Raw genomic sequence first — 3,922 nt, 5'->3', positions numbered from 1 at the left:
TCAGATAATCCACAGGAGTCTGATGTGTCATTTCCGAAAAGAACCTGCAGAAATATTTCGGTGACATAGAGACAGAAGCAGACAGTTCCTGAAGTGTGATAGGATTGGCATAATTTTTTTCGATAAATTCCAGAACCTGCTTCAACTGGAGAATACGTTTATAGTCTCTGCGCGTTCGGGTAGGATTTTCGATAAAGTAATGATTACTGAAAATCAAACCAAAAAAGTGGTAAAATTGTCCAAATACAGTCAGCTCATATCCGGTATCTTTTTCATACATGGCATCAAACAGAACAGAAATACAGTTCAGAATCTGTGGATGCTCATCTGAAAAATGTGGAAAAAGCATTGTTTCCTGATGCAGGATTTTCTGGATATATTCTCCGCATACAGGATTGTTTTTCAAAAAAGTGTTCATATCAAAAACAATGCACTGATATACACAATCATGGGGAATTCCTGAATGAAGGATTCCACTATGTACAAAAATGACATCATTCTTAACTGCTGTAAAACTTTTTTCGTCTAAAGTGACAGTAAGAGAACCTTCCAGAATACGAATTATTTCATATTCCACATGCCAGTGATAAGACATGACATATCTGGGATGTGTATGATCGATGTGATGAAACTCAAATGGAAACTCATAAGTGCCTCTTGGACGGTCTTCATTATGGTCTAAATCATGCAAAAGAACTTTCCTCCTTACAAAATTTACAGAAATTTTATGATTAAAACAGAAAAAGTGAATATTGTACTGTTTTTTGCTATTATAACACAAGTAATTTTCTGAATGCAATTATATAATAGATATCAGTAACAAAGTTGAGTGGTCAGGCTGCTGTGAACGGAGTGAACAGTGGTTATCGGGCTACTTGGCACAACAGGTGTAGAGGTTATTATTTTTGTTATATTTGCAGTCAGAAGATGCTGCGAAAAGTGAAAATGTAATCTTGGGGGTTAGAGCGTGTCTGAAAAATCATTCCCGCAATCTGCACGCCCCACTTTGCGGGATATTTCACCCGAATTCAGTTGCCGTAGCCCGCTACGGCGCCCTCATCCGGGTAAAATATCCCACAAATTGTGACGCACATCTTGCAGAAAGCCTTTTTCAGACACGCTCTAGCAGGAAATGATCCTGCGGGAATATTACAATAATTTATCAGGAGGTATTTTATTATGGCAAAGAGCAGATTAATTGGCAGCTATCCGGTAATTGGTATCAGACCTACTATCGATGGTCGTAGAGGAGCACTGGATGTTCGTGGATCTCTGGAAGATCAGACAATGAATATGGCGAAATCAGCTGCTAAATTATTTGAAGAGAATTTAAGATATTCCAACGGTGAACCGGTTAAAGTTGTAATCGCTGATACAACCATCGGACGTGTTGGCGAGAGCGCTGCATGTGCAGATAAATTCCGTAAAGAAGGCGTAGATATCACTCTTACAGTTACACCATGCTGGTGCTACGGTGCTGAGACAATGGATATGGATCCACAGACGATCAAAGCTGTATGGGGATTCAACGGAACAGAAAGACCTGGTGCTGTATACCTTGCATCTGTACTTGCAACACATGCACAGAAAGGACTTCCGGCATTCGGTATCTATGGACATGATGTTCAGGAAGCTGATGACACATCTATTCCGGAAGACGTTAAAGAAAAACTGTTAAGATTCGGCCGCGCAGCAGTTGCAGCAGCATCCATGAGAGGAAAATCCTATCTGCAGATCGGTTCTGTAACAATGGGTATCGGCGGTATCTATCATTGATTCCGATTTCATCGAATCTTATCTTGGAATGAGAGTTGAGTCTGTTGATGAGGTAGAGATCATCCGTCGTATGACAGAGGGTATCTATGATCACGCAGAATTTGAGAAAGCTCTGAAATGGGCAAAAGAAACCTGTAAGATTGGCTGGGATAAGAACCCTGAAGAACTTCAGTTCTCAGCTGAAAAGAAAGAAGAGCAGTTCGAGTTTGTTGTTAAGATGGCAGTTATCATCAAAGAACTGATGAACGGCTGTGACAACCTTGATCCTAAATTCTCTGAAGAAGCAATCGGACACAATGCTCTGGCAGCCGGTTTCCAGGGACAGAGACAGTGGACAGATTTCTATCCGAACGGTGACTTTGCAGAAGCTATGCTGAACACCTCCTTTGACTGGAACGGAGCACGTGAACCATACATCCTGGCTACAGAGAACGATGTTCTTAACGGACTTGGAATGCTGTTTATGAAACTTCTTACAAACAGAGCACAGATTTTCGCTGATGTTCGTACATACTGGAGCCCGGAGGCTGTTAAGAAAGCTACAGGATATGACCTTGAGGGCGTAGCAAAAGAAGCCGGCGGTTTCCTTCACCTGATCAACTCCGGTGCTGCCTGCCTTGATGCTAACGGAGAAGCAAAAGAAGCTGATGGAACAGCTGTTATGAAACAGTGGTGGGATATCACAGAAGAAGACCAGAAAGCAATCATGGAAAACACAGAATGGTGTATGGCTGACAACGGATATTTCCGTGGAGGCGGATACTCCAGCCGTTATGAAACACGTGCCCAGATGCCTGCAACAATGATCCGTCTGAACCTTGTAAAAGGACTTGGACCGGTTCTGCAGATTGCTGAAGGATGGACAGTAGCTCTTCCTGAAGAAGTATCTGACAAGCTGTGGAAACGTACAGACTATACATGGCCATGTACATGGTTTGCTCCAAGATGCGATGGCAAAGAAGGACCGTTCAAGACAGCTTATGATGTAATGAACAACTGGGGTGCAAACCATGGAGCAATCTCCTACGGACACATTGGTGCAGATCTTATCACAATGTGCTCTATGCTGAGAATTCCTGTATCCATGCACAATGTTCCTGAGAAAGATATCTATCGTCCGGCAGCATGGAATGCATTTGGAATGGATAAAGAAGGTGCAGATTTCAGAGCATGCAAGAATTATGGACCTCTTTACAAATAATAAATAAAACCGATATGTAAGAATGTATATCGGCCGCCCGGAGTTGGAGATGATCTGACTTTGGGCGGCTGTTTGTATCAGGGGGAATCAAAACAAACTGATATCTGTGTGTACAGATACCAGCCTGTTGTATATATATGTATGTGTGATGTGTGTATAATGTGTAAAAATGATATTTGGCATGAATATGCCAAAATCCCGAGACATACAAGTCAAAATTCCATTGCCGCAGGCAATCTGGAATGAATTTTGGCTACGTTACTGTGAACAGTAACGAAAAGATAAAGCAAAATCAGTTGTTGATTACAACACCTTTCTGAAGCATTATATTTGCATACAGAGCTTTTTCGCTTGTGGAAATAATGCAATATGCAGTTTTGGCTTCTTCATAGAAAGCGAAACGTTCAATATTTCCAACCGCTTTATCGCCGCGCTCGTCATATTTTGCAACGATTTCTTTATATGTATCCCAGATTGGTGTTTCTACATTATCGCCAGGCATAACTTCCATGAGATTTACAGGATGCTCTACATAAGTATCCAGTGGAAACAGTTTGAGGATCGCATCCAGGATTTCCGGTACACCATGTCCGTCACAGCGGATAGTGATGGCATTCTTTCCCATAGATTCAACAGGGAAGTTACCGTCTGCGATAACAAGACGATCGCTGTGTCCCATTTCACATAAAACTTTTAATAATTCCGGTGATAAAATTTCAGGAATTCCCTTTAACATAATTTGTATTCTCCTTTCAAAATTCTGAAAATCATTGTAAACAGTTTAATGAAAAAAATCAGATTATTCAAGGCAATATTTTACGCAAAAAGAGTAAATTTTTATAGTTTACAGCGGAGGAAACAGTAACACACGGAGTTGTATGAAATGCACAAAAAATATATTGAAAAATTGAAAAAATAGTATAAATATGCTATTATCATTATAGT

The 3,922-nt window shown here is 40.7% G+C and carries 2 protein-coding genes and 3 pseudogenes; 2 read left to right on the top strand and 3 right to left on the bottom strand.

The annotated features are described in order from the left end of the window. Together AC075J_RS17765 and AC075J_RS17760 are read right to left on the bottom strand one after the other, a co-directional pair. On the bottom strand, window positions 1-691 hold a 691-nt coding region (locus AC075J_RS17765), incomplete at its 3' end, for an AraC family ligand binding domain-containing protein (RefSeq protein WP_476390564.1). A gap of 229 nt (window positions 692-920) precedes the next feature. Beyond that, window positions 921-1,073 (bottom strand): annotated as a pseudogene (locus AC075J_RS17760) (DUF6783 domain-containing protein). On the opposite strand from AC075J_RS17760, the pseudogene AC075J_RS17755 reads away from it, so the two are divergent. Both AC075J_RS17755 and AC075J_RS17750 read left to right on the top strand, forming a co-directional pair. Then, a pseudogene (locus AC075J_RS17755) lies at window positions 1,032-1,136 on the top strand (DUF6783 domain-containing protein); the annotation flags it as partial. The pseudogenes AC075J_RS17760 and AC075J_RS17755 overlap by 42 nt on opposite strands. A 43-nt stretch (window positions 1,137-1,179) precedes the next feature. After that, window positions 1,180-2,977, top strand: a pseudogene (locus AC075J_RS17750) (L-fucose isomerase). A gap of 292 nt (window positions 2,978-3,269) precedes the next feature. Here the strand turns inward: AC075J_RS17750 and AC075J_RS17745 are convergent. After that, window positions 3,270-3,713 carry an RbsD/FucU family protein gene (locus AC075J_RS17745; protein ID WP_008708382.1) on the bottom strand — a complete coding sequence of 148 codons (444 nt, stop codon included), beginning with the start codon at window positions 3,711-3,713 and terminating at the stop codon, window positions 3,270-3,272. Window positions 3,714-3,922: the final 209 nt, after the last annotated feature.

The organism is Blautia sp. ZXY-1-C6, assembly GCF_056339875.1.
The sequence above is the reverse complement of the archived record's forward strand: the minus strand, read 5'-3'. Positions and strand labels throughout refer to the sequence as shown.

Coding starts and splice junctions, on each gene's coding strand:
- AC075J_RS17745 (WP_008708382.1), bottom strand. CDS start 3,713: ATGTTAAAGGGAATTCCTGAAATTTTATCACCGGAATTATTAAAAGTT.